The 25,568-nt window shown below is 41.6% G+C and carries 21 protein-coding genes; 4 read left to right on the forward strand and 17 right to left on the reverse strand.

Annotated features, from left to right (window positions below):
* Positions 1-47 precede the first annotated feature (47 nt).
* The 4 genes from ACT3RN_RS01950 to yajC all read right to left on the reverse strand — a co-directional run bounded on the left by ACT3RN_RS01950 (position 48) and on the right by yajC (position 5,476).
* Positions 48-1,460, reverse strand: a complete 1,413-nt coding sequence (locus ACT3RN_RS01950; RefSeq protein WP_192518722.1) for an MATE family efflux transporter — start codon at positions 1,458-1,460, stop codon at positions 48-50.
* Positions 1,461-1,675: 215 nt separating this feature from the next.
* The gene (gene secF / locus ACT3RN_RS01955; protein WP_192518721.1) at positions 1,676-2,941 is read right to left on the reverse strand and encodes a protein translocase subunit SecF; all 1,266 of its coding nucleotides are present in this window, start codon (positions 2,939-2,941) and stop codon (positions 1,676-1,678) included.
* A 9-nt stretch (positions 2,942-2,950) separates the two neighbouring features.
* Complete coding sequence (gene secD / locus ACT3RN_RS01960; RefSeq protein ID WP_192518720.1) at positions 2,951-4,828, reverse strand: protein translocase subunit SecD; 1,878 nt, start codon at positions 4,826-4,828, stop codon at positions 2,951-2,953.
* A gap of 369 nt (positions 4,829-5,197) precedes the next feature.
* Positions 5,198-5,476, reverse strand: coding sequence for a preprotein translocase subunit YajC (gene yajC / locus ACT3RN_RS01965; RefSeq protein WP_192518719.1), 279 nt, complete (start codon positions 5,474-5,476; stop codon positions 5,198-5,200).
* 497 nt (positions 5,477-5,973) lie between these two features.
* Between yajC and ACT3RN_RS01970 the strand changes: the two genes are divergently transcribed.
* From ACT3RN_RS01970 to ACT3RN_RS01980, 3 genes are all read left to right on the forward strand, one after another.
* On the forward strand, positions 5,974-7,140 hold the full coding sequence (locus tag ACT3RN_RS01970; protein ID WP_413038435.1) for a CNNM domain-containing protein: 1,167 nt from the start codon (positions 5,974-5,976) through the stop codon (positions 7,138-7,140).
* A gap of 491 nt (positions 7,141-7,631) precedes the next feature.
* Positions 7,632-8,087 carry a nuclear transport factor 2 family protein gene (locus tag ACT3RN_RS01975; protein ID WP_225739100.1) on the forward strand — a complete coding sequence of 152 codons (456 nt, stop codon included), beginning with the start codon at positions 7,632-7,634 and terminating at the stop codon, positions 8,085-8,087.
* Positions 8,088-8,451: 364 nt separating this feature from the next.
* Entirely contained in the window at positions 8,452-11,253 is a 2,802-nt protein-coding gene (locus ACT3RN_RS01980; RefSeq protein WP_192518717.1) for a LysM peptidoglycan-binding domain-containing protein, read from the forward strand.
* Between the two features lie 284 nt (positions 11,254-11,537).
* Here ACT3RN_RS01980 and ACT3RN_RS01985 read toward each other — a convergent pair whose 3' ends face one another.
* Together ACT3RN_RS01985 and ACT3RN_RS01990 are read right to left on the reverse strand one after the other, a co-directional pair.
* Positions 11,538-12,746 (reverse strand): transglycosylase SLT domain-containing protein, encoded by a 1,209-nt coding sequence (locus ACT3RN_RS01985; protein ID WP_192518716.1) that lies wholly within the window; start codon positions 12,744-12,746, stop codon positions 11,538-11,540.
* A 1,024-nt stretch (positions 12,747-13,770) separates the two neighbouring features.
* Entirely contained in the window at positions 13,771-14,595 is an 825-nt protein-coding gene (locus ACT3RN_RS01990) for a Nif3-like dinuclear metal center hexameric protein (protein WP_192518715.1), read from the reverse strand.
* A gap of 256 nt (positions 14,596-14,851) precedes the next feature.
* Here ACT3RN_RS01990 and ACT3RN_RS01995 point away from each other — a divergent pair, with 256 nt between their 5' ends.
* Complete coding sequence (locus ACT3RN_RS01995; protein ID WP_192518714.1) at positions 14,852-16,171, forward strand: S1C family serine protease; 1,320 nt, start codon at positions 14,852-14,854, stop codon at positions 16,169-16,171.
* A 116-nt stretch (positions 16,172-16,287) separates the two neighbouring features.
* Here the strand turns inward: ACT3RN_RS01995 and yfaE are convergent, their stop codons facing one another.
* From yfaE to ACT3RN_RS02050, 11 genes are all read right to left on the reverse strand, one after another.
* Positions 16,288-16,554, reverse strand: coding sequence for a class I ribonucleotide reductase maintenance protein YfaE (gene yfaE, locus ACT3RN_RS02000; RefSeq protein ID WP_192518713.1), 267 nt, complete (start codon positions 16,552-16,554; stop codon positions 16,288-16,290).
* Between the two features lie 98 nt (positions 16,555-16,652).
* Positions 16,653-17,786, reverse strand: a complete 1,134-nt coding sequence (nrdB, locus tag ACT3RN_RS02005) for a class Ia ribonucleoside-diphosphate reductase subunit beta (RefSeq protein WP_192520260.1) — start codon at positions 17,784-17,786, stop codon at positions 16,653-16,655.
* An 89-nt stretch (positions 17,787-17,875) separates the two neighbouring features.
* The gene (locus tag ACT3RN_RS02010; RefSeq protein WP_192520261.1) at positions 17,876-18,244 is read right to left on the reverse strand and encodes a hypothetical protein; all 369 of its coding nucleotides are present in this window, start codon (positions 18,242-18,244) and stop codon (positions 17,876-17,878) included.
* Between the two features lie 49 nt (positions 18,245-18,293).
* Positions 18,294-19,127, reverse strand: a complete 834-nt coding sequence (locus tag ACT3RN_RS02015; protein WP_442062779.1) for a hypothetical protein — start codon at positions 19,125-19,127, stop codon at positions 18,294-18,296.
* Positions 19,128-19,159: 32 nt separating this feature from the next.
* Positions 19,160-19,597: an ABZJ_00895 family protein gene (locus ACT3RN_RS02020; protein WP_192520263.1), complete on the reverse strand. Its 438-nt coding sequence runs from the start codon at positions 19,595-19,597 to the stop codon at positions 19,160-19,162.
* 86 nt (positions 19,598-19,683) lie between these two features.
* Positions 19,684-19,971, reverse strand: coding sequence for a type II toxin-antitoxin system RelE family toxin (locus ACT3RN_RS02025; RefSeq protein WP_192520264.1), 288 nt, complete (start codon positions 19,969-19,971; stop codon positions 19,684-19,686).
* Positions 19,961-20,212 carry a type II toxin-antitoxin system Phd/YefM family antitoxin gene (locus tag ACT3RN_RS02030; RefSeq protein ID WP_192520265.1) on the reverse strand — a complete coding sequence of 84 codons (252 nt, stop codon included), beginning with the start codon at positions 20,210-20,212 and terminating at the stop codon, positions 19,961-19,963. Before ACT3RN_RS02030 ends, ACT3RN_RS02025 begins: the two co-directional genes overlap by 11 nt.
* A 345-nt stretch (positions 20,213-20,557) precedes the next feature.
* Positions 20,558-21,445, reverse strand: a complete 888-nt coding sequence (locus tag ACT3RN_RS02035; RefSeq protein WP_192520266.1) for a hypothetical protein — start codon at positions 21,443-21,445, stop codon at positions 20,558-20,560.
* 87 nt (positions 21,446-21,532) lie between these two features.
* Positions 21,533-21,760 (reverse strand): hypothetical protein, encoded by a 228-nt coding sequence (locus ACT3RN_RS02040; RefSeq protein WP_192520267.1) that lies wholly within the window; start codon positions 21,758-21,760, stop codon positions 21,533-21,535.
* 526 nt (positions 21,761-22,286) lie between these two features.
* On the reverse strand, positions 22,287-24,563 hold the full coding sequence (gene nrdA, locus ACT3RN_RS02045) for a class 1a ribonucleoside-diphosphate reductase subunit alpha (protein WP_192520268.1): 2,277 nt from the start codon (positions 24,561-24,563) through the stop codon (positions 22,287-22,289).
* A gap of 518 nt (positions 24,564-25,081) precedes the next feature.
* The gene (locus tag ACT3RN_RS02050; protein WP_192520269.1) at positions 25,082-25,402 is read right to left on the reverse strand and encodes a YbeD family protein; all 321 of its coding nucleotides are present in this window, start codon (positions 25,400-25,402) and stop codon (positions 25,082-25,084) included.
* Positions 25,403-25,568 lie beyond the last annotated feature (166 nt).

A 25,568-nucleotide genomic window follows, 5' to 3' on the forward strand; every position in this document is an offset into this window, starting at 1 on the left:
ATAAGAGACAGCTATTTATAAGAGGTAGTCTTCAGTGAAAGACAAGCTTAACTCTCTGGTTGTAGTTTTTCATAGCTGCCACTTTGATGAGCACGGTATAAAAAAATCCCTAAAATGGCCAGTCTGAGGAGTAATAGAGCCCAAATGCTTAGCCAAATACCTGTAATATCCCACTGTTGATAAAGCAGCTCACTCAGTGGGAAGAAAATAGTTGCTAGTATCAATGCGGCATTACGAATGACATTGCCTGCTGTTAAACCAAAAAATATACCATCTAACCAATAAGCGCCAACGCCGACGAGAGGTAGCAATACAGCATAAATATGATACTCATAAGCCAATGTAAAGACAGAATCAATATTGGTCATAAACTGCAAGTAAAAGGGCATGACTAGCCACCATATCGCGCTCAACGTAAGGGCAAGACCATAGCTAACAATACCTGTGCGCTTGACGATAGTACGAAAACCCGTCCAATCACGTCGACCAGCTGCTTGGCCACTTAGTGTCTCGGCAGAGACAGCCACACCATCGAGAGCAAAGGCTGAAATACTCAATACTTGAAGTAAAATAGCATTGGCGGCTAGTATGACATCACCACTTTGTGCAGATAATCGAGTAATCCAAGCAAGGCTCAAAGTTAGGATTAAGGTGCGAATAAAAATATCTTTATTTAATGAAAATAGCCTAAGCATTTTATCTTTTGTGAAATACCGATAGTCTGTAACAAACATAGCCTGCCAAGATATTCGCAAATGCTGACGACTTAACGCTAGTGCCAATATTACACCACACCAAAAAGCAATAGTGGTGCCCAAAGCCACACCCGCCAAACCCATCTGCATCGTAAAAACAAAAAACAACGTCAGAACAATATTAAGTACGGCGATAAATCCTTGTTGGTAGAGCATATAGCGTGTTTTACCTTGACCAGCAAACCACCCTATAAAAGCAAAGTTCATCAACTCAGCGATAACGCCCCAAAACCTTACATCCAAATAAGAGTGTGCAGCACTGCCGCTGTCTGGGTTGGCTGACAAAGCCTGTAAGCCAAAATCAATCAACCAAGGTTTTGCCAACAGTAAAACAACCCCGATAATAAATGCCAGCAATAAAGCACGTTGTAAGATCGACAGTAGGGGGGATGGGCTTAAATTCGCTGTTATATTCCTATTAGAATTATCAGGAAGACTTGCCATCTGCCCTAAGGCTTGTGCTGATAGTCCAGATGAGGCGTACTGTAAAAAGTTAAAACTGACAAGCAATAAAGACAGTAATTGTATCGCCAAACCCATACCAGCAAGCTTTGCCGTATCATTCATATTGCCGACGATCGCGGTATCAATAACGCTCTGTAATGGCATGGCCAGATTGGCCAGTAATACAGGCAGTGCAATAGCAATAATATGCCTATAGCGGGTATCTATGGAGGACAAAGGGTTAGATGGCGTCATCGTCATTTTTGGCTCGTTTATACTAAAAGTACAAAATATTGAGGATAAGGTAATGTGTTTTTTAGAGCAAATACCACTACAAAGATAAAAGCACCTAGACTCACTATTGATGAGTCAGGTGCTTCTATTCAAACGTTATTACTATTATTTATAACGAATTTTACATTTGTTCTAACACTTTAGTCAGCTACTCGTATGATTGAATGATATGAAATCCTGTCTTATTCAAACATTTTTGGATCATCAAAAGTGACGATTTCTTCTTCAAACTCTGGTTTTACTTTTACGATAAAGTCATCACGCGATAGACCCATACGCAAAGGAATTGAACTTGCGATATAAGTGGATGAGTAAGTACCAGCAAGTAGACCAATGAAGAGTGCAACTGAGAACCAGTATAGACCATCACCGCCTAAGAACAGCATGGCTAATACGACTAACAAGACCGTTGAGATGGTCATAATCGTACGGCGCAAGGTTTCGGTCAATGACAAATCGATCGTCTGTTCTGGCGTAATGCCACGAACACGGCGGAAGTTTTCGCGGATACGATCATAGACCACAATCGTGTCGTTCAATGAGTAACCAATCAATGCCAAAATAGCAGCTAAAACAGTTAAGTCGAATGGAAAGCCAAACAAAGCAAATACACCGATGGTGACAATCGCATCATGAAATAGCGATAGCACTGCACCAAGTGATAGTTTGAATTGGAAACGTAGGGCAACATAGCCAAGCATACAGGCCAATGCTAATGCTAATGACATAACGGAGTTTAAATAGACTTCGTTACCCACTTGGCTACCAATAATATTAATATTGCTAATTTCAGCATTGTTATTAGGCAGTGCTAATGCGTTATCAAGGCTATCGTTGAGTCCATCCACACTGTCTGACTGAGGCGGTAAGCGTATTAGTAGCTCTTGAGATGTCCCTAGATACTGTACGACGGCATCATCAAAACCATTGTCAGCTAGGGCATTAACCACGTCAACCTGCTCAACAGATTGCTCATAACGCACATCTGCAGAGACACCACCAGTGAAATCAAGCCCTAAGTTCAACCCATTTACGGCGATAGCAATAATACTACCAATGACCATCAATAAAGACAGAAGCGCCATAGGTTTTTCTATCTTCATAAAAGGAATAATGCGTTGGTTGCCAATGGCTTTGATACCGCCTTCAGCTTGTGCGGCCGCATCATCTTCAGCATCATTGGTTTCTAAGTTAGAAACCGTGGCCTGAGTGTTAGCCAATGCTTGGCTGTCTTTATCAGTGCCTTTTTTACCACTGCGACGAGTTTTACTTTTACTCGATGCCGCTGTGGTAGGGTTATTGGTCTTTGTATTGCTTCCCTTGCCATCACGGCGTGGTTTTTTGCGGCGGCGCGTGTTTGTGCTATTTGCATCACTATTTGAGCCGCCTGAACCATTTCGATCTGGATTGTTCTGTTGTTCTAAAGGGTTATTCTTATCGATCGCCATAGTATTCTCCTAACCGATGCTCAAACGTTTGATAGATTTACGTTTACCGTAAGCAATTTGTACCAGCGCGCGTGTTACTAAAATGGCTGTAAACAGCGAGCTGACAATACCAATAGCTAGCGTAACCGCAAAGCCTTTAATCGGACCAGTACCAATCGCAAATAAGATAAATGCAACCAGTAAAGTGGTGATGTTGGCATCGAAAATACTACTAAAAGCACGGTCAAAACCTGCCACGATTGCTGACTTCGGTCGTACCCCGTTTGCAATCTCTTCACGTATTCGTTCGAAGATCAGTACGTTTGCATCAACTGCCATACCGATGGTCAAGACAATACCAGCAATGCCGGGTAGGGTAAGTGATGAGCCTAAAATAGACATAACAGAGATAATGATAATAACGTTCACTGCCAACGCTATATTAGCGATGACACCAAACAGACGATAGAAGACAATCATAAACGCAAAGACTAGCAAGTAGCCGACTTGCGTAGAAAATAAGCCTTTTTCAATATTGTCTTGACCCAGTGATGGGCCAATAGTGCGCTCTTCTACAAAGTACATAGGTGCAGCAAGCGCACCTGAACGTAGCAATAAAGCAAGCTCAGCGGCTTCAGCACTACTGTCTAATCCAGTAATACGGAAAGATGAGCCTAGGACTGCTTGAATGTTGGCACGGTTAATTATTTTAGTCTCAGCATAAGGCGTTCTGACTTCTGTAGTCTCGCCAGTCTCTGGGTCTTCTTCGTACGTAATTCTTTGCTTGTTTTCGATAAACAGTACCGCCATCTGTTTACCTACAGCGGTACGTGTAGCGTTCTGCATCAGCTTACCACCAGCACTATCTAAGGTGATGCTGACTTCAGGAGATCCACTTTCATCAATACCTGTTTGTGCATTGGTGACTTTGTCACCAGCGACAATCGCCTGACGTTCGAGTAATACAGGAGGGCCATCTAACGTTTCAAATGGGAATGCCTCAGTACCAGCTGGTGGAATACCGCCTGTATAGTTGTCAGCATCGTCAGCGACCATACGGAATTCAAGGTTTGCTGTACGTCCAAGAACACGTTTTGCTTCGGCAGTGTCCTGTACCCCTGGCAATTCTACGACGATGCGGTTAGCGCCTTGAGATTGTACCAAAGCTTCAGTAACGCCAAGCTCAGCAATACGGTTGCGTAGCGTCGTCAAGTTTTGATTGACCGCATAGCTGTTTATCTCGTCTAATGTCGCATCATTATACGCTAAGATTAATGTCGGACCTTGACTGTCAATAGAAGACTGCAAGCTAAACGTGGTGCCCATCGACCCTTGTAAAACGTTTTGTGCACGGTTGCGAGTATCTGTATCAGCGAAATGTATTACCACGCTTTGACCTTCGGTCTTAATGCCTTTGACCGCAACTTTTTCAGCACGCAGCTCGCGCCTCATGTCGCTACTCGCACCAGTTAAACGCTGTTCGAGCGCTTTGTCCATATCGACTTCTAGTACAAAACGTACACCGCCACGTAAATCGAGACCAAGTTTCATCGGTTTTGCACCGATATCACGTAGCCACTGAGGTGTTGTCTGTGCTAGGTTAAGTGCGACTACATAGTTCTCACCTAAGTTCTGACGCAGTACATCTCGGGCTTTTACTTGATCAACAGAGTTGTCAAGACGCACCAGCGCACTGTTGCCCTCAAACGTACCATCGTGGGTATTTAAACCCGCTTCTTCGAGCAAGGTTTGCGACTGTGTTAGTATCTCTTCAGACAGCTGTGTACCTGCTGCTGCACTAGTAATCTGCACAGCAGGTTCGTCAGGGTAGAGGTTAGGAGCAGCATATAGGCCGCAAACCATTAGTACGACGGCAATAATTAGGTATTTCCAAGCGGGATATTGCATAATCACTTCTTTAAGTTGATAAACGACTGGCAACGTAGGCCACAAGTTAGCAGATGGGAAGTTAGCGAACGCAATGATTTAATGCTGTATTTAGTAGCAAACATCATGTGCCATTGCGATCATCCGCGGTGATAGTAAAGCAAATAATACAGAAATGTTTTTATGTAATTATCGGAAGTATCCTTGATAAAAATGCATAAGAACAGCAAACCCAAAAGAGCAAATAAAGACTATTTATAAGTTTATAAAACTGCTTTGCCTCACTACTTTATAGCGAAAAATGACCGTAAATAATATACGGTCATTTTTTAGTCATTACATCACATTTATTGATGATATGACCATCAAACAATCATTAAGAAAAAACGATTAAACGCTTTCGATAGTGCCAGCAGGCAATACTGAAATAACAGATGCACGCTGTACTTTGATATCAGTATTGTTATTTAAGCTAACAACCGCATAATCACCTTCTAAGGCTTTGATACGACCCATTAAACCGCCCGCAAAAATAATTTCGCTGCCAACAGTCAACGCATTGACCATCGCACGATGCTCTTTAGTACGTTTAGATTGTGGACGAATCACCAAGAAGTAAAAAATGGCAAAAAATGCGATTGGTAATAAAAGTTGACCGAACTGTTCCATATCTCTCTCAATAAAATTATAGATAAAAATAAAATTAGACGCATAGTAACAAAAAATCCCAGACTTGGTAACTGTTAATCATAAGCTGAGTGTGTTTTTCTTAAGGTAGGTAGGACCTCGCTAGGTACTATTGCCATTTGTGGTTTAGGATGTGTTGAACCTAGTCTAGTCAATATGAGGTCATAGTAGCGTAATAAAAGGTATCAAAAAATAAAGACTTAAAAATAGTGACTTATTGTGAAAACTTAGCATCAATGCTACTATCAAATGGCAATATTTGGCTGCATTCAGCCCACTGTTTATTGGGATATAATAAATATTATTATTCCTTTTCCTCTTTTCTGTTTAGGTTACCCAATTTGTTCACCACTTTTATGTTTGCACCTCATTTATGTCGTCCACGCGCTTGTCGCAAAGACGAATCTGCAGAACCTCCTCCGACACGCTATTTAAGGCGTATTGGTCGTACTCAGTCAGTATTTGGATTATCGGTACTGATGGCCATACTCATGATGCTATTGCCATATCCTGCTTTTGCAGCTGAGGCATCAGCAGAGCCGACAGCCTTTAATATCTTACTATTGATATTTTTTGTGGTTATTGCTATTGGTATCTCATTTGTCTGTTCCTTAGCTGAATCTTCATTACTCAGTATGACACCGTCTTATATTGCTGACGTTCAAGAAAATAATCCTAAAAAAGCAAATATGCTAAGACAGTTAAAGGTTGATAATATCGACCAGTCATTGGCAGCTATTTTGACATTGAATACAGTGGCCCATACACTGGGTTCTATCGGTGCAGGTGCACAGGCGACGATCGTCTTTGGTAGTGCTTGGTTTGGTCTGTTTTCTGCCATTATGACATTGGCGATTTTATTTTTATCTGAGATTATTCCAAAAACGCTTGGTACGGTTTATTGGCGTCAGTTAAGCGGCATCGTTGCCTATTTCGTCCGTGGCATTATCTTATTGTTGTACCCACTTATTTGGATCTCAGAACGTTTGACAAAACTACTGGTACGCGGCAAAGAACCACAAGCGTTCAGTCGCCGTGAGTTTGCAGCTCTTGCCAGTATTGGTGAAGAATCAGGACAAATTGATCCTTTAGAGTCGCGAATTATCCGTAATTTACTAGCATTTGGTGCTATTAAAGTCGAAGATATCATGACACCACGTTCGGTGATGCTTGCATTTGAAGAAAATAAAACTGTCGCTGAGTTGTTGGTTGATCGTCCAAAGCTAACGTTTTCACGGTTACCTATTTATGATGGTGACTTGGATAATATCACTGGTTTTGTATTAAAAACAGATATGTTATTGGCGAAAGTGAATCATGCTGTAGATAAGCCATTGACCCAGTTTAAGCGTGATATTACTTTTGTATTTTCAAAAATGAAACTATTTGACTTATTAGAATTGATGCTCAAAAATCGTGTACATATTGCGATTACAGTCGGTGAGTATGGTGAAGTCAAAGGCTTGGTTACTTTAGAAGATGTGTTCGAGACATTACTGGGTTTAGAGATTGTGGATGAAATAGATCGCGTCGAAGACATGCAGGCATTGGCACGACAAATGATGGACAGACGAGTAGAGCGTTTGGGTATGAAGCTCAGTGATGATGAACAAGATGAAAACAATAGTTCAGACAGTAAGTTGTAGAATGGACTAGAGTGTGTTTCTATTTTAAAAATGCTGATAAAAATGAGAACATAGAATGAAGCTTAATTGTATCTAGCTGTTTGGATCTTATTTAGATGGGTTGTGGTTAATGTTAAGCTGCTCGCTAGTAAACATAGCCTATCGAGTATTCGCAATAATTACACAGGGTGTCACATAGCTGTGAGATTTGAATGATAGGCTCATCCTATGGTGTAACAACGCTGTCGCTACTACTGAAAAAATAGTAGGGATATATGCAGTAATGACAATGATTGTTGTAAAAAATGGTTGTTGTAAAAACAGTTACATGTATCTTATTAAAGGTAAGCGTGTGAGCAATAGAGCTCGCTTAGTTTGTTTTTTATATAAATATGCATGTGTTTAATGAAATGATAGAAACAGGTTAAGCATCGATATACGACAACAACGAAATAGTATCGCTAAGGATTATCATGAAACGATTATGGGGAAAGAGGCTTTTGGTGCTATTGATGAAAAGTACCAGTGTGGCCGCTGTAGTTGCTGTCGCAAGTTCTGTGAGCATCAGTGCGCAGGCGGCGACCATGACCGAAGCTTTGGTACAGAACTATGCATCAGCGATGAAGTCATCAGCGAACAGCCAAAACGTCACTCAGGTGTCTCGTCTCGTCTCTGATGATGCGCTGATTTCATTGTCTAGAAAGGGTAAGTCTACCAGCTTGGATAAAGATGCCTATTTGAAATTGTTACAAGACAGTTGGAATGACACTTCTAATTATCGCTATGACATCTCTGTAGATAATATTGTCATTACAGGTGATAAAGCCAAAGCAAATGTAACAACCAATGAGAGCTGGGTAAAGGATGGTCGAACAGTCTCTTTTGTCACCACATCAAGAGTGACATTAACGTTATCAACTGGTAACGCGGTACTGCTACGTGCGGTATCACAGATTACGATTAACTAGACTAGTCATTAGGCTGTGTTTTCAAAATGAGGACACACCCTAGCAGTTGAGCCCTGCTTTACGATTGTGTGAATGATTTAGCCATTGAAAATCAAGGCACTGAAAAAGCCACTGAAAATATATCGATATTCAATAAATATACTCAAAATGACCGTCATCATTTATTGATATTCAATGATGGCTGATAATGTGGACGTCTTAATGAGTGATTGGTCAGTTATTTTAGTTGAGAAATTTGGACACGACTAAACTCAACTTATGACTATTATCTTTTTATATTAGCTGGTCTTTACGCTATATTGCATACTATACTATCAAACAATTCTATCTCATCACTTCTTGTCGTTAGGAAACTTTCAATATCATGTCTACTGTACCATCAACCTCTCGTTCATTTATCGCGTTACCATTGACGCTTGCCGTATCAACGTTACTGATTAGTGCTTGTAGCAGTACGTCAACAGTAACAAATAATGGTACAACCAATAGCTCGTCTGTCATTACTAAACCTGCTACCAATCAATCTAGTGCGACGAGTGATGATTATTCGACCGAATTTTTGGATGCAGAAAGTTTGGATGAATTGGCTGACTTATTAGAAGCCACTGATATGACTATGGTAGAAGGTAATAAGCTTGCTATTCAACAATATGGTGATTTATGGAATCGCCTACGTGCTGGTTATCGCATGAATGGTGGTCAACCTATCTATAATCAGCGTATTGAAGGACAAAAGAGCTGGTTTACCAGTAGACAGGATTATCTTAATCGTTTGACGGCACGTGCCAGTCGCTATATTTATCATACCGTACGAGAGGCTGAGCGTCGCAATATTCCGACAGAGCTCGCTTTGTTACCCGTGATTGAGAGTTCGTATGATCCAAGTGGTACTAGTAGCGCCGCCGCCGCAGGTTTATGGCAGTTTATCCCAAGTACTGGTCGTATTTATGGCTTGAATCAAAGCAGTACCTACGATGGTCGCCGTGATGTGATTGAATCAACGCGTGCAGCTTATGATTTCTTGACTGCATTACACAATCAGTTCGGCAGTTGGGAGTTGGCATTAGCTGCTTATAATGCAGGTCCTGGCCGCGTACAAAAGGCTATTGAGGCGAATGAAGCTCAAGGATTACCGACCGATTACTGGTCGCTCAGACTACCTACTGAAACGATGAACTATGTACCACGCTTCTTGGCCGTTGCTGAGATCGTTGCCGATCCTGAACAGTATGGTGTTTATCTACCCGCTATTGCCAACCGTCAGCATTTCCGTAGTGTGCCGGTTAATTATGGCGTTAGCTTGTCTGAAGTAGCGCAATTGACAGGTGTGAGTTATGATGAGTTAGAAAGATTAAATACAGCGCTAACATCTGGAAGAGTGGACACTTCAGGCCCGCAGCGCATTATCATCCCTAATGATGTGAGTCTGAATGTTGATGCGAAATTAAGTGAATTGAGAGGTAATGGCACAGGTAATGTGCTTGCAGCAGCAACGCCAAGCACGACAGAAACCACACCAAGTTATAATAACAAGCCATATTCTGTTTCTTCATTACCATCTACTGGTAATGAATTGGCTGATTATGCTGCAAGTGCCAGCGTACCTCAGCAGACAACGAGTTATATCTCACCATCGACCAGCAGTTCTTCATATGGCAATAGCTCAGCGTCGTCTGAGCCTCCATTGACGACTGAAGAGACCAATAAAATCAATGCTGAGCTCAAAAGTAGTAATAGCCTACCAACCACTTCGGCACAGATCACACCAAACAATACTATTGTACAAGAGCCACCACTAAGCAAAGCAGAGCGTGACTTTATTGCCAATCAAATTCGTAGTAACTCATCTGAAACTGATGTGATTAATGCAGATGGCAATATCAATCTATCCGCTGTACAAACACAGCAGTCTGTTCTAGAAGCTCGTGGTGAAGAGAAGAAGCTAAGTTTTGCCCAGACGCCAGTTAGTAAACCAAAACCAGAAGGCACACGTACAACCTATACAGTCAAGAGTGGTGACACGTTATCTAATATTGCTAGCCGTGCTGGTGTGAGCTGGCGAGATATCGCAGAATGGAACCAAATAGATGCCAATGCCAATCTATTATCGGGTAGTACTTTGTATTTATACAATGCTAAAACCATTGAGCCGCTGAGCAGTGCGAGTAGTAATGTCAAGGAATCAGTAGCGACGACACCTGCTGAGCCTTCTACTAAAACCACTCAATCAAGTACAGCCACTAAAAACTATACAGTAAAATCGGGTGATGGTTTGATTGCCCTTGCGCGTCAGTTCAATATACCAACCACTACGTTAGCCAGTCTTAATGGTATCAGTACGACAGATACTCTGTATGTTGGTCAGACACTTAAAGTACCTGAGAGCGTTGACTTTAAAGCTACGACAAACACTACCAGTAGCTCTAATAACCAAAGCAGCGCAAGTTCAGTCGCGACGACTAACTATAAAGTGAAATCGGGCGAGACTTTGATTGGTATTGCTAATAGTCTTGGTATTACTGCAACAGAGCTTGCTGCGGTGAATAGTAGCTTTGATGCCAACGCTCGGTTGCAGCGTGGTCAAACTATTAAAGTACCAGCTTCCAAAGAGCTTGTAGATCGTCAGCTGAATGATAAGTCAGTCAGCTATAAAGTCAAATCTGGTGATACCTTAACGGGTGTGGCCAAACGTTATAATATTGGTTTGAGTGATTTGGCATCAGCGAACAACCTACAAACCAACTCTAACCTGATACTTGGTCGTACGATTACCATTCCTGCCAGTGGTAGTGTGACTGCTAGTAAAAGCAGTGCTACTAGTAGCAGCAATAATAATACCACGAGTAGTAATGGTCAGAAGCTGAGTAATACCGAAAATTATACCGTCAAATCGGGTGATGGTTTGATTGCCTTAGCACGTAAATTTGGGGTCTCAGTAGCAGACCTAGCAGCAACCAATGGCTTGGCAACTAATGCACAGCTGCAACGTGGGCAAACATTGAAAGTGCCAAAAATGACGGTTAGCTATACGGTTAAGTCAGGAGACAGTTTGATTGGCTTAGCACGTAAATATGATGTATCCACCAAAGAGTTGGCCGATATGAATGATATTGCTGCAGATACTATGCTACAGCGTGGTCAGCGTCTGACAGTGCCGAATCGTTGAGAATAGATTTGCGATGATAGTAATGATCAATCTTGTGAGAACTGCAAAAAAAATCTGCTCTTTATAAGAGCAGATTTTTTATTTTTAAGCCTACCAAGTGTCTTAATATAGTCAAAGAAACATAAAACCGATACGATTGTATTATGGTGCTACTGGTATAAATTTTACTTGCTTGCTGTATTCATAGAGGCTGCGAAAAACTTATCCCAGCAGCACTGTAGCGATTTAAAAGTACTTTGACTATATACGAATTAATGACAGGTTCTCACTCAAATTTATTATGATTAGACCGTTTGAGTTTTAATAGTCTCTAGATAACTTCTGATGTTACTCACATAATGCATCGCTTGACCATAGCGGCTATTAGACGCTCTGTTTTCGGCCAGATATGCATAAACGTTAGCCCAACTTTTATCATCAATTTCTTCGGCTCTTAGCTTGCGCTGAATGCTTTTGATGGCATTGGGGCCCATGTTATAACCTGCTAGTGCAAACCAAATCCGGTCAGATTTTGGTACATCAGAAAACTCATCTTTCATCTGCTCTAAATAACGCGCACCGCCACCGATACTTTGATAAGGATCAACGCGATCCGACACGCCCATTGCTTTGGCAGTGTTATTGGTCAGCATCATTAGACCACGTACACCTGTTGGTGAGACAGCATTGGCATCAAGGTGTGACTCTTGATAGCCCATGGCAACCAATAATTCCCAATCATGATTGTAGTTACGTGCTTGTTCTTCAAAAGAAGACTGGTAGTCGGGCAGCTTTTCTGTCAGGGTTTTTTTGAAATGATCCTGACTATAGGCATCTTTTAGCAAGTTTTGGTTATAAAAAGCTGCCAGCTTTTGTGTGTTTTGTAGTTTAACGCTATCACACAAGAAGTAACTGGCTTTTTCTGACAATGGGTCGGTTGATGAGTTGAATGTCCAACTGACCTTTGGATGCAAGCCATTCTTAGTCAGGCTAGCATCGTAGCCACAACTGACATTGACAGAAGATAAATTATATTTGCTCTTTAGCTGAGTACTGGCTGTTGTTAATGCCATATCCGCAGCTCCTGATCGTAAGGCTTTTAGTGCCGCTTCCTCACTAGCATAGGCCTTTAGATTGACATTTACACCTAGCTCATCGGCATAGCTACGCACCAAATCAAAGCCAAAACCATGTTGAAAGCCATCAGTGGCAAAGTAGGTACTGTCGCCTGGTACAGCAGCGACTGTTAATGTGCGCTCCAACATGACATGGTCATAGGCTGGTACAGGTGCACGCATTATCGTTAAACTCTCAGCAGGTAGTGAGAGAAGGGCGATACTAGAGACTTGTGCCAACTTTTTGGTTCTGGCCAAGCGGGTAGATATGGTAGGGGTAACGGATGAAACGATGTTACTTTCAGTGTTCAGCAGGCGTTTAGATGGACGCAGTAAATAAGAAATACGGCGTTTGGCCCCTTGCGCAGATACTTTTACACGATAAGTAATACGCTGCATGGATGTCTCCTAATTTTAGCCGTCCTACTTACCCAAAAACATGAAGCAAATGCTTGCTAATAGAGGCGCAAGCACCGAAATCATATTTAGACAATGTCATACTTTTTAATTATATAAGTACGATATTGCTTGTTTAATGCTACTGTCGAACTTTAGATACGTTATTTGCATCATTGTCATTGCTTTTGAACCAGTCCGTTATCTGTTTGCGTCAATTTCTAAAAATATAAACGCATATAAAACACCGCAAAGGACGTAAATCGTATGATTCCTTCATGGGTGTTTAGATAAGGCTAACAGCAAAACAGTAGGGTATTAAACATATAGCCAAAGCAGCTCCAAACTGCCTCAACTATAGGTAAGGTCATGAAATAAGCTATTGAAACAAAGCATAGAAGTGAATCAGGAATCTATACGTCTGATTTCTCTACGCCAATATAGGTAGACCATCTACTCTTAAAATAATAAGTGGCAGAGTGAACGGTATCTATATTTTTTGTTCAGCAACAAGGGTCAGCGAATTAACCTAATCGATAGTCAATAGAATACCTATTAACACAGACCATCAATCAGATATCACTAAGCTCTTGTTGCGACACTAAAATAAAGAGACATTATGCAACTAAAATACAATGTTCAATAGACCCTAGACATTGTGAAAACATAATGTACTCTTTGGTCAGTCATTCACTGCTTCGTTGACCGTAATAAGTAGCGAAGTTGTAAAGACTTACCTCATTTAAGCGCCATAACCGGAAGCTATAGTAAATGGGACGCCTCATGACAAGACGCTCTTTGCTCGGGTAGTAATATGAAGATATTTTCTAGATTATTCAAGTGTGGTTAAGGAAATAGCGAGAAAACTTAACAATCAAACGACAGATAATCAAAATACGGCTCTTTTTTGGTGCATTTATTAGCATAAAAATACCGATAAGTCGTTGATTGTAAGAATAATAATCATTATTGTTTTTGGTCTTAACTTAAAAAGCTTAATGTCAAGCAAGCTGTCATGACTGCGATGTTATGCAGGGTTATCAATATCAATAAAGGTCACAGGCACATCAAATTCTTGAGATATGATATGTCCCAATGCTTGAATACCACCACGTTCTGTCGCGTGATGACCACAGGCAAAATAATCAATCCCAAGCTCACGTGCGATATGTGTGGTGCGCTCTGATATCTCACCAGAGATAAAGGCATCGCAGCCCATCAATGCCGCTTGTTCAATCATGTCTTGGGCGCCACCAGTACAGATACCTATCCGTTCTATTAACCTATTACTGGTCTTAGTAGAAGAGTCTGCATGATAATCAGCTGCGATATGTAACGGCGAGCGACCCAATGCTTGAGTGATTTTTGCAATGAGATCGCCAGTGCTTTGGGGCGTGCAAGTAGTAATATTGCCAACTGGATGTGACTCATTGGGATAAAGCGCACCAGTGACAGTCAGCTGCAACGCTTCAGACAACTTGGCATTGTTGCCGATGATAGGGTGTGCGTCAAGCGGTAGGTGATAACCAATCATAGAAATGCCATGTTGCATCAATTTTCGAATGCGTCGACCTTTCATACCAGTGATCGTAGCAGGTTCACCTTTCCAAAAATACCCATGATGTACCATAATAGCATCGGCATTCTCTGCAATGGCCGCATCAATCAAGGCTTCACAGGCAGTCACACCAGTGACGATACGCTTAATAGACTGTCCACCATCTACTTGCAAGCCATTAGGCGCATAATCTTTGAATGCATGGGCTGATAAGTAATCATTGCAAAACTGTGTCAGTGCTTCTGCTGTAATGGACGTATTGGATGTTGGTGTTGAAGTGTCGATAGCTGTCATAGTGAGCCCTTATCATTGTTGCAGTTGTTTGAACAATTGCAACTCATCAATAGTTTTGTATAATGACCATTTTAACATGGTGGTGTAAAAGAGTAGACAAACTGACTAACTGAAATGGTACACGATACGTTACTATTTGGTATTGTTGGCGGTTATAATTTGTGTGTATGAGCTGGCTTGATTGACTAGGCTCTCAGGGCAATGGTCTCTCTTTATCTATTATCGTCTGTTTGCATAAAATTTATAGAGGTTTTATATGTCGTCATCCCGAAGCACCAAAAATAAAGCATCTCTATTAAGGTGGTTACCTTGGGTTTTATTGTTGCTGGTTTTAGCAGCATTTATCTGGTTGTTCACGAGTATGAAAACAACGTCAGAGGCGACGTGGGAGCCACCGAGAAGTACACCAACTGAACAACAAGCATCAGAACCCGTTTCGGATACGCCAGCTCCGATTTCTTCTTATCATGATGCAGTGGCCCGTGCATCACAGTCGGTGGTCAATATCTATACCACGCAAACGGTAGCCGAGCATCCTTATATGAATGATCCAGTGTTGCGCCGTTTTTTTGAGTTCCATAGTGGTCCTTCACAAGAGCAAGGCAATACCAATTTGGGCTCAGGTGTGATTGTATCAGAAGATGGCTATATCGTGACTAATGCCCATGTCATCGAAAAAGCAGATGAGATTACCGTTGCTTTCACCGATGGTCGTAAAAGTCGCGCTAGAATCGTTGGAACCGATCCAGACAGTGATTTGGCGGTTATTAAAGTTGATCTAGATGGGCTGACACCGTTAGGATTCCGCGAAGACCCCATTCGTGTCGGTGATTTGGCACTTGCTATTGGTAATCCATTCGGTGTGGGGCAGACGGTGACCCAAGGTATTATCTCAGCGACTGGTCGTACTGGACTAGGGGTGAATAAGTTTGAAGACTTTATTCAGACTGATGCTGCTATCAACCCCGGTAATTCGGGCGGAGCATTGGTTGATGCTCATGGTGAGCTAGTCGGTATCAATACCGTAATTTTCTCACAGTCTGGTGGCTCTCTAGGTATCGGTTTTGCCATTCCTACCTCTATCGTAGAGCAGGTCATGAATGCCTTAATTAAAGATGGCAAGGTGAGTCGAGGTTGGTTGGGTATTGAGGTGCAGTCGCAGCTTCGTGATCCGACTCAGTTAGAGACATCAACAGGTGTAGAAGTCCTGAATGTCATCGCTCAAGGTCCAGCGGCCAAAAGTGGTCTTAAAGTTGGTGATGTGATTTTGACCATTGATGGAATTGAGATGACTGATGCCAATACGCTCATTCAATATGTGGCTCGAAAGTCGCCTGATACGGCACTTAATGTTCAGGTACTGCGTGATGGTAGTAACAAACAGGTCACGATTAAGCTAGAGCAACGTCCAGAACAAGAGACGCTTGAGCTACCTGTGGTGGCAGAAGGTGAGAGTCTGGGACAACCTTATTTACAACAGGAACAGCCAAACGCACCAATGATGTCAGAAGCAGAGCGTGACCGTATGCGTGAAGAGCTGCTGAAGTTGTTTGAAAACAACGGTGCTCCTCAATAGCAGCATGTTTTTAGAATAGACAAGGTATAGAGTAATACTCAAAAAAGCGCGCTATCGTTTGAGATAGCGCGCTTTTTTGGTTGTAGATAGATAAGGTTGTGAATATCAAACACGCCCTACTTTACGATTGGCTCATGGTTAATATGAATCACCCCTTGCACGCGGCAACAGCAGGGCAGGATTTCGTCTTCGTCAATCATGGCGAGTGGCTCAAACGGATAATCAATGCTGTGTGAGCTGGCAATGCATTTAACGCGGCAACTGCCACAATAGCCTTCGCGGCATTGATAATTGACATCATGCCCAGTACGCAATAGCCCATCGAGCAGACTTTCATTATCATGCAAATAGAACTTTTGCTTACTGGTCATTACCCACGTCATAATTTATCCTATTGGCGTTAATACGAACCTACTCAAAGCGTAGGTTAGCATTCACGCGCTACAGTACTGTTAAAACGTTAAAATAAAGCGTCTAGCGCTTATAGCTCAAAGTCATCAAAATCGCTGTCTGACAAGTCGGAGTCAATCTGACCGACTAAGTATGAGCTGATTTCTGTCTCTTGCGGCGCGACCTGTACGTTGTCAGATGATAGCCAAGTATTGATCCATGGAATTGGGTTTGATTTGGAGTTCGGGAACGCGGCTGGCAAGCCAACGGCTTCCATGCGCAAATTGGTAATATATTCGATATATTGGCACAGAATGTCTTTGTTTAGACCAATCATTGAGCCATCTTGGAATAGATAACCTGCCCATTCTTTTTCTTGCTCAGCAGCCTTACGGAATATTTCAATACTTTCTTCATAACACTCTGCGGCAATCTCGACCATCTCAGGATCGTCACGACCATTACGCATGAGATTAAGCATGTGCTGCGTACCAGTTAGATGCAGGGCTTCGTCACGAGCGATGAGCTTGATAATCTTGGCGTTACCTTCCATCAATTTACGTTCAGCAAAGGCGAATGAGCAGGCAAATGATACGTAAAAGCGGATGGCTTCTAGGACGTTGACGGCAACGATACACAGATACATCTGCTTTTTCAGTGATTTTAGATCGACGGTGATTTGCTCGCCATTGATGTTGTGCGTGCCAGCACCGTACAAGCTATAGAGCTGCGAGTTGCGATATAGCTCATCATAGTATTGGGCAATATCAGAGGCACGCTCTAAAATGTGCTCATTTTGCATGATGTCATCAAAGACAATGTTGGGATCGTTGACGATGTTACGAATGATATGGGTATAGCTGCGAGAGTGAATGGTCTCAGAAAACGACCATGTCTCAATCCATGTTTCTAGTTCAGGGATAGACACCAGCGGCAATAGCACCACGTTTGGACTACGACCTTGAATAGAGTCGAGTAGGGTTTGGTATTTGAGGTTGCTCAAAAATATGTGCTGTTCATGTGAGGACAGATTACTAAAATCGATACGGTCTTTTGATACATCAACTTCTTCTGGACGCCAAAAAAACGACAGCTGTTTTTCGATTAACTGTTCAAAGATAGGGTGCTTTTGTTGATCATAGCGTGCCACGTTGACTGGCTGACCAAAAAACATCGGTTCTTTTAGGGCATTGTTTGGCGTTTGAGAAAAAATTGAGTAGGTCATAAGACTGCCTTTATAATGGATACGGTGATAAATCTGTATGTAAAAATATTAGGTTATAGGGATGGATAGTAGAGTGTTATACACTCTAGTTATAAGTTCTCTAGCGATATTTGTTCTGGTGTCTGTCCATCATTCATATACGCTTTGAATATCTCACTCAGCTCACTATCATCGAGTGCTTCTAATTCATCTAGCGCACTCTTGCGTAGGGTGTCTGCATCAGCGTCTTCTGCTAAATTTTTTATACTTTTTTTGGCTCTCGACGCGGGTTTTTTGGCTGTTTTTGTTGTGCCTTTTTTGGCGACGGCTGCTGTTGGTGCTTCACTGATATCTAACTGCTGACGCACCGCTGCAATATCAACCTCGACTTGTACGATATGCGAGCCACCATCGTCTAGCTCTGAAAATACATTCGGGATAAACAAGCCACCGTCTTTGATGATTGCGGTATATTGCACATGACCTCCGTCGTTTTATTGTTTGTGTATTTCAATGATACGCCCTAAATTAAATACTCCATTTGATGCCTATCAGCGGATTTTCTTCAGCTTTTTGTTGCCAATACATCATCTTCTCATTATCTGCTTCAGTGCCTTTAGCGCTCAACTTTTTATAATACTTTTCTAGCCTATGAATGGCCAAACGACTGCCTTGATCAGCCAAGGCTTCAAGTTTAGGTAGCATGTTTTTGACACAATCAGCATCTGAGCTGTCAAAGTCCTCATCGATCATCATCGCTTCTGTTTCGATTGACCCTGCTTTTATGAGTAAATTAAAAACCTGAGTCGGATCGTCATTTGTCCAAAGCGGATTGGCCTTGCTGATGCCGCCATCTAAGGACATAGCCACACCTAGTATCAGCTCGTCCACATACTCTGGACGGGTAGTTTTATAATATTCAACCAGCTTTTCTAAGTAAGTGATGGCTTGATAGTCATCTTTTGGCACGTATTCGCCTAAGTAGTAATAGCCAAATAGGCTTATCAATTCTTTTACAGCCTCGCTTTGCGATAAAATGTCACCCATTGATAGAGCGCCTAGTATTTGGTCACTGTCTTCAAAATCGTAGTTAGCACCCGTCGGGCTGAAGCTACCAATATCAGCATTCATAAGGTATTCTTCAGCGAACTGACGCTTGAGCTGGATGTATTGGGCAGCTTCCTTATTTACGGTCACGGCAGCGTCACGTTTAATGACAGGATGGCTCAATGTTTCTCTATAGTAGTAGCCACATTGGTCACGTGTATTAACTGCTACTTCTTCATTATTTGTCGTTTCAGCATAACTGCTAGTCGCTAACACTAGCGCTGATAGTAGTAATGAGATTTTAAGGTTTTTCATAAACCATCCTTAGTGTTTTTGATATTGATTTGCTACGCTTTTTTCTCTATGTCTCGTTTTAACAAATAAGCATAACCTTTAGTCGTTACCCAAATTCCTAAAAAGGCAATCAGTGAAACGATGCCTATACTGACAAAAGCGGTGGGTAACACTTTTGGGTGAAATAGGGATATGAATAACTCTTGTTTGTCTTCATCCAGATAAAAGAAGTAAATGAGGACTAACGGTATCCAAGAAAAAGTAATAATGTTAAATATGCTTTTTCGAGCAAATACAAGCTGTTCATGCGCTGTCATCAATCGTTTTTGCTGCTTATAAAATAGGTGAGAGATCAATATCGATATACCGATAGAAATGATGCCTACCAGCCCTCCTGATATACCAAATACATATAACACAGTGATGGTTGTCCAGAATAGGGCGCAAAGCATCAGTGAATATTGTTCTAAAGAAGGTTTCATTCTAGGCATAATATATTCTTTTATAAATTTTAGTGTTGGTTTGCTTAAGACATAGGGTGCATTCAACGTAACCCATAAAATAAACGATATTCGCTCTATGGTTGGCGCGTCGCCAGACTGTCATATACTTTGTTGTTTTCTCTTTTGCCAACTGCTAATACATAAACTACTACCACGTCATCTTTGACGGTATATACCAGACGATAACCTATGGTGCGTAATTTGATTTTATAAGTATTCGTGTGTCCAGAGAGTTTTGACGCAGGCACATGAGGGTTTGATAGTCGCTGCTGTAATTTTTTCTTAAACTGTTGCTGAATACTTGGCGCTATCTTTTTCCACTCTTTTAACGCTAATGGGTGAAACTCAAGACTATAAGTCATCTAAATCGACCTTTATAGGTGTTTGCCCATCATTTGACCGTGCGCTCACGGTTTGGCTGAGTGCCATATCGTCCATCGCTTCCATCATGCGCTCAAACACGTCTGATGACACTAAGTAAGCCACGGGTTTGTTGTGGTTTAAAATAGCAACTGATTCACCATCCGACTGTTTAATCAATGCAGAAGGATTGTTTTTTAGCTCTGAGATACTGGCTGTTTGTGTCGCAAATATTGGTTGCATAACGTATTCTCCGTTAAAATTAAGCTCTAAATATAGGGCTAATTTTAGCATGAAAATCCGGTCTTATTTGTTACTGTGTTCAATTTAAATATTTGGGGTAGCCAATCCCGCCTACCGCTTGTATCTGCTTTGCCCTGACGCAAGAGAAAACCTACGATTTTCTGAGAGCCATCGTCGTCAGCAGGATATCGCTATAGTCGCGGCTAAAAATCCTTGCTAGGGCGTCTTTCTTTTTTCTTAACAACTTTCTATGCTTTAAAGTAGGTTGGTGTCGAGGCACGAGACCCAACGTATTATTCAATTAAAATCGTTGGGTGTCGCAAGCTCCACCCAACCTACGCTTGATTAGCTTTCAAAACAACAATTTAAAAACCTTTTTAGCTTTCTATGCCTTTTACTACTTATCAAAGGCGCAAATTGTCTCATATTATCTGCACTAAATAACTTAAAGCCATCCGCAATAATACTATGAGCTTCACGAACACTATCGTTTAATTTTTCATTCTCTTTGATCACTTTGCTAAGTTCTTTGAGAGTTGTCTTGTCCTCATCAAAATCATTTAAACGATCAAGAGTTGTTTTGTTGTTTAGAATCATGGCTTTAATTTTGATTCTATTAGTAAGATAGTTTAGACCTTTCAAATCACCTAAGTTATCAGAAATGTAGAAAGGATTTTGAACGTCTTTTCCTGTTCTAACCTCTTCAAGCTCAATCTCAGGTTTTGTAGCTCTACGCTGTATTGCAATAATGGAGCTCTTACTATGTTTCATTTGTTCTAACTTGTCGTATAGTCTATCAAGACCTTCAGACTTTATAGCTCTATAAATGCTCTCAATCTTCTTCCAGTCAGTTTCTATTTCATTTAACTTTATATAATTTTCAGCAATACTCAATTTAGCTAACTTTATATTCTCAATTTTGTTTGAGTAATCAATCTCTTTGCTAAGTTTGTTGCTCAAGGACGTAAAGTTTTCTCCAAAATACTTCTTGCCACAGTCATTTCCTAAATTAGTCAACCTACCAGATTCAGTTTCAACAATACATCCAATATTATGAGGTGTGCGACAATTTGATAAACCGCATCTACCCTTATTTGGAAGTTCATATTTATTAATAACTTGCTTTAATTTTTCCTTCTTAGGATCTAATGAGTCAGTATATCCACTCATTTTATAAATATCATCCCAAGTATTAATTCTCAAAAAATGCTTTTTACTAACTGAAATATTCAAATTCTTATCCCTCTTAGCAACTTATACTTAATAGTGCTAAGGTGTCGAAGCACCCTAACACTAAACCATTGAGGTTAGACTAATAACCTATGCTATTTTTCTAGCACTAGCGTGTTCAATGTTTAAGTTTATGTATCCGTTAAGTCCATTTCCTATTCTAGCTAGCTCTATCATTTTGTTAACATGATTAGAACCAGTTATTGAATAGTTATACAGATACATACCACCTTTCTTAAAACGCACAATTATAAAATCGTTACCGACCTCATATGCGCCTATACCAGAGTTACCATCGATATCACGATATTTCTCCATGCTCACTTCTCCTGAGCTGAAACATTTGCGACTATCAATTCACGGTTTATTTGGACAAGGGGTAAGTTTTAAATTAGAATAGCAGCCTGTATGTGGAGTACTACTCTATTTTCTTACCACTTGTGGAAGTCGATAGTCTTAACTCCCTGATATTGAATATTGGCGTATTCAGTATCTCCGATGGCATTGGTGATTTATCATCAATGCCATTTTTATTTTCTTCTATCGTCTATTTCTTGTGCTACCCCCTTATACACACCTTTCATACCACTCATAAATTGACCTGTATTAGCATCTCTCTTAATTGAGTGTTCAGAGTTACTAGGATGCTTAATTTGAGTTCGACCTATCACTGAACCTCTGCGAGTATTACGTCCCGTATTCTTAGCCATGAGCTATTGACCTCTTTGTTTGATTAATTCGAGAAAAATTTACTTTTGTTACCGTGGTTTCACCTCCTTTGTCGACATAAACGTAATTATCACGTTCTCTGTATTTCAACAGAGAACGTGATACCTAAAAAACCCTAAATCTTACATGCACCGCCAGCACAATCATCTTCCATATCCGCTTGGGCATCATTCGCACCATCACGAGTGTTATGGTAGTACAACGTCTTCACACCCATCTTATAAGCGTTTAGCAAGTCTTTTAGCAATATCTTCATCGGTACACGGCCACCAGCATAACGAACAGGGTCGTAGTTAGTATTAGCAGAGATACTTTGATCGACGAATTTCTGCATGATAGCGACCAGCTTTAGGTAACCGTCATTGTTTGGCATTTGCCATAGTAGCTCGTACTGATCTTTTAGCTTATCAATCTCAGGCACGACTTGCTTTAAGATGCCATCTTTTGAGGCTTTGATAGAGACCAGACCACGTGGTGGCTCGATACCGTTGGTCGCGTTGGCGATCTGACTTGAGGTCTCAGACGGCATCAAGGCGGTTAGGGTAGAGTTGCGTAGACCGTGCTCGGTGATCTCGCCACGTAGCGTTTCCCAATCTAGATGTAGCGGCTCTTGGCAGATTTTATCCAAGTCGGCTTTGTACGTATCAATCGGCAAGATACCTTGTGAGTAAGTCGTCTCATTGAACGCAGGGCACGCGCCTTGCTCTTTTGCCAATTTGTTTGAGGCTTTTAAGAGATAGAATTGCAATGCTTCAAACGTTTGATGGGTCAGACCAAGCGCGCTGTCATCAGAGTAGCGTGCGCCATTCTTAGCTAAGTAGTAAGCATAGTTAATCACGCCCACACCGAGCGTACGACGACGCATGCTGCCGTTTTGAGCCGCTTTTACTGGATAGTCTTGATAATCGAGCAGGGCATCAAGCGCACGGACGATTAGCTCAGCTGGCTCTTCGATGTCGCTGACGTTTTCGACTTTACCCAAGTTGACCGCTGATAACGTACAAAGGGCGATTTCGCCTGCTTCGTCATTGATGTTATCCAGTGGCTTAGTCGGTAGGGCGATTTCCATGCATAGGTTTGACTGGCGAATCGGGGCAACGGCCGCGTCAAATGGGCTATGGGTGTTGCAATGGTCGACGTTTTGGATATAGATACGACCCGTGCTGGCGCGCTCTTGCATCATCAGGCTGAACAAGTCAGCAGCTGGGATCTGGCGGCTACGGACGTTAGGATCGTTTTCGTACTTAGTATATAGCGCTTCGAATTTGTCTTGATCTTCAAAGAACGCATCATACAAGCCTGGTGTGTCACCTGGTGAGAACAGCGAGATGTCTTGCCCTTTGATTAGGCGCGTGTACATGGTTTTATTTAACTGCACGCCGTAGTCCATGTGACGCACACGGTTGTCTTCGACACCGCGGTTGTTTTTGAGTACCAGTAACGACTCAACTTCTAAATGCCATAGCGGGTAGAATAGGGTCGCAGCACCACCACGTACGCCACCTTGTGAGCAGCATTTAACCGCAGTTTGGAATAGTTTATAGAATGGGATACAACCAGTATGCTGTGCTTCGCCGCCACGGATAGGGCTACCAAGGGCACGGATACGACCCGCGTTGATGCCGATACCAGCGCGCTGTGACACATAGCGTACGATGGCGCTGGTGGTCGCGTTGATAGAGTCTAGGCTGTCACCACATTCGATGAGTACGCACGAGCTGAACTGACGCGATGGGGTACGCACGCCTGCCATGATAGGCGTTGGCAGTGAGATTTTGAATTGTGAGGTTGCATCGTAAAAGCGTTTTACGAAATCAAGTCGATCCGACTTGTCATACTGGCTAAACAAGCACATACCGACCAGCATATATAAGAACTGCGGGCTTTCAAACACGGTCTTGTTGACACGGTCTTGGACGAGGTACTTACCAGCCATTTGCTCGACAGCGGCATACGCAAGGTTCATATCACGCCAATGATCGAGATATTCTTCTAACTCATCAAACTCAGCACGGCTATAGTCAGCTAGGATATGCTCGTCATACTTGCCAGCATCCGTCAGAGTTTTGACATGATCATACAGATGCGGAGGCGTGAATTTGTTATAAGCAATCTTACGCAAATGGAAGATGGCTAAGCGCGCGGCTAGATATTGATAATCAGGCGTGGTTTCAGAAATCAGGTCAGCAGCAGACTTAATGATGGTTTCGTGAATGTCACGAGTCTTGATGCCTTCATAAAACTGGATGTGCGACTTTAGCTCAACTTGTGAGACCGACACATTGTCCAAATCGTGAGCTGCCCACTCGATTACCTTATGAATTTTATCCAAATCAATAAGTTCTAATCGTCCGTCACGTTTGGTCACTTTGATTTTGTCGATATGTGTCATGCTGGCCTCTATTTTTGGTTGCTTATATTATTCGTCAAACGGTAAAGCCCGCTCAACGTTTTTTATCAAACTACTGCTAAAACTGCGTTGAATAATGGCGTTAGCTACTCTTTTTTAAGGCAAAAAACTGCCGATACCCGTAGTGATGACTAAAATCACTGAGCACTAGATGTAGCGTGTTTATTAATTGGTATACACAATATAGCGGGAATTTTTTGAAAATACTATATTGATTTTATCGAAATTATATGTTGTATCTGGAGAAGATGCTGCTGTTTTATCAGCAACTAAAGGTAGGATAAGGGCTAGCCAAGATTGGTTAAAAAATAAAATATTTTGTAAAAAATAGGTTGCACTTTTATTTTTATATCGTAGCTAAGAAATAGCGATTTATAGCTGTAAAAAGCTGAATAATAAGGGCGAAGATTGTACATCAAACCATAAAAAATCGCCACCCATATATTACTACTGATGAGTGACGATTCGGACGAAAAAGGAGCTATCGTTTTCTAAGCAATCTATAAAACCATGCGGACCGTTTTGGCATTATCCAGTGCGGCATAAAGTGCATTAACTTGCTCAGCAGCAGTTAGGTATAGATTGACGCGGGCTGAGTGAAAACGCCCCGTTCTTGATGGCTTGACTTCGATAGACGCCAAATCGAAATCAGGGAACTGACTACCTAAGATAAGTTTGACTTCGTTCAGCAGGCTCTCATGCTCGCCTTCATGACCAATGATGCTTAATGGGTAGTTCATTGGAAACTCCCAAAGCTCAGGGTTTTGAATATCCGTTTTTTTGCCTTTTATGACACCTTCATTGGGTGTTAAGTCTGTCATCTTCACTGCTTTTTTGGGATCATCACTCATGATGTATGTGCCTCGCTTTTATTAAAATGTTAGCTCCTAAGAGACTTATTGGCTATTTATAGTGGTGCTGATCTTATTATTCAAGTGCAGTCATAAGATACTGCTATGACTTGGAGTTAGAGTAGCCTATATTTTT

The organism is Psychrobacter sp. AOP5-GZ1-6 (assembly GCF_052376345.1).
GTDB lineage: Bacteria > Pseudomonadota > Gammaproteobacteria > Pseudomonadales > Moraxellaceae > Psychrobacter.

Coding starts and splice junctions, on each gene's coding strand:
- ACT3RN_RS01950 (WP_192518722.1), bottom strand. CDS start 1,460: ATGACGATGACGCCATCTAACCCTTTGTCCTCCATAGATACCCGCTAT.
- secF (WP_192518721.1), bottom strand. CDS start 2,941: ATGGCGATCGATAAGAATAACCCTTTAGAACAACAGAACAATCCAGAT.
- secD (WP_192518720.1), bottom strand. CDS start 4,828: ATGCAATATCCCGCTTGGAAATACCTAATTATTGCCGTCGTACTAATG.
- yajC (WP_192518719.1), bottom strand. CDS start 5,476: ATGGAACAGTTCGGTCAACTTTTATTACCAATCGCATTTTTTGCCATT.
- ACT3RN_RS01970 (WP_413038435.1), top strand. CDS start 5,974: ATGGCCATACTCATGATGCTATTGCCATATCCTGCTTTTGCAGCTGAG.
- ACT3RN_RS01975 (WP_225739100.1), top strand. CDS start 7,632: ATGAAAAGTACCAGTGTGGCCGCTGTAGTTGCTGTCGCAAGTTCTGTG.
- ACT3RN_RS01980 (WP_192518717.1), top strand. CDS start 8,452: ATGTCTACTGTACCATCAACCTCTCGTTCATTTATCGCGTTACCATTG.
- ACT3RN_RS01985 (WP_192518716.1), bottom strand. CDS start 12,746: ATGCAGCGTATTACTTATCGTGTAAAAGTATCTGCGCAAGGGGCCAAA.
- ACT3RN_RS01990 (WP_192518715.1), bottom strand. CDS start 14,595: ATGACAGCTATCGACACTTCAACACCAACATCCAATACGTCCATTACA.
- ACT3RN_RS01995 (WP_192518714.1), top strand. CDS start 14,852: ATGTCGTCATCCCGAAGCACCAAAAATAAAGCATCTCTATTAAGGTGG.
- yfaE (WP_192518713.1), bottom strand. CDS start 16,554: ATGACGTGGGTAATGACCAGTAAGCAAAAGTTCTATTTGCATGATAAT.
- nrdB (WP_192520260.1), bottom strand. CDS start 17,786: ATGACCTACTCAATTTTTTCTCAAACGCCAAACAATGCCCTAAAAGAA.
- ACT3RN_RS02015 (WP_442062779.1), bottom strand. CDS start 19,127: ATGAAAAACCTTAAAATCTCATTACTACTATCAGCGCTAGTGTTAGCG.
- ACT3RN_RS02020 (WP_192520263.1), bottom strand. CDS start 19,597: ATGCCTAGAATGAAACCTTCTTTAGAACAATATTCACTGATGCTTTGC.
- ACT3RN_RS02025 (WP_192520264.1), bottom strand. CDS start 19,971: ATGACTTATAGTCTTGAGTTTCACCCATTAGCGTTAAAAGAGTGGAAA.
- ACT3RN_RS02030 (WP_192520265.1), bottom strand. CDS start 20,212: ATGCAACCAATATTTGCGACACAAACAGCCAGTATCTCAGAGCTAAAA.
- ACT3RN_RS02040 (WP_192520267.1), bottom strand. CDS start 21,760: ATGGAGAAATATCGTGATATCGATGGTAACTCTGGTATAGGCGCATAT.
- nrdA (WP_192520268.1), bottom strand. CDS start 24,563: ATGACACATATCGACAAAATCAAAGTGACCAAACGTGACGGACGATTA.
- ACT3RN_RS02050 (WP_192520269.1), bottom strand. CDS start 25,402: ATGACAGACTTAACACCCAATGAAGGTGTCATAAAAGGCAAAAAAACG.